A 721-nucleotide genomic window follows, 5' to 3' on the forward strand; every position below is an offset into this window, starting at 1 on the left:
GCGTCGGCTGCCGCGATATGCGCCCCAACATCGCCGGCGAAGCCGATCTCGCGGTCGCCGACGCCGCGCACCCGCCCGGTCAGTTCCACGCCGAGCGCCTGCAGCGTGGCGAGATCGACATCGGCCCTGTCGGGCCGGCCGGCGAGCTGCAGCGATGGCTGGCGCCGGGCGCCTTCAGGATTGGCGAGGTCTTCGGGGCGCTGCGCCATCAGACCCATCGCGCAGAGCCAGAAGAAGATGTCGTGGCCGCGCCATGTTCTGGGCAGCCGCGTATGCTTGCCGACCGAAAGCACCACGCGGCGCCCGGCACGGGCGAGCTCGTCGGCGATCTGCACGCCGGAGGATGATGCGCCGACGACCAGCACGCCGCCGCCTGGCAGCTCGTCGGGCGAGCGATAATGCGAAGCGTGGATACTCAGCGGTCCGCGAATGGTTTCGGCCCCAAACGGGATGACCGGCCGGTCGCAATGCCCCGTCGCCACGACGACCGCACGGGCCGACCAGTCGCCGGCGCTGGTGCGCAGGCCAAAGCCGTCGCTGGTCCGCTTGGCGGCGATGACCTCGACATTGGTCTCGACGGGCGCATGCCATTGCCAGGCGTAGCGCTCCAGGCTTTCCACGAACGCCCCTTTGCTCATGAAGCCGTCCGGATCGCCGCCCTTGTAGGGCGAGCCGGGGAGCGCATTCAGCCAGTTCGGCGTGAGCAGCCGAAGCGAGCGCC

Annotated in this window: 1 protein-coding gene; it reads right to left on the reverse strand. The window is 70.3% G+C overall.

Translation table 11 applies throughout. The annotated features are described in order from the left end of the window. On the reverse strand, positions 1-721 hold a 721-nt coding region (locus EOA27_RS38825), incomplete at both ends, for an NAD(P)-binding domain-containing protein (RefSeq protein ID WP_148669972.1).

This window comes from Mesorhizobium sp. M2A.F.Ca.ET.037.01.1.1 (assembly GCF_003998075.1).
In the GTDB taxonomy this organism is placed as follows: Bacteria; Pseudomonadota; Alphaproteobacteria; order Rhizobiales; family Rhizobiaceae; genus Mesorhizobium.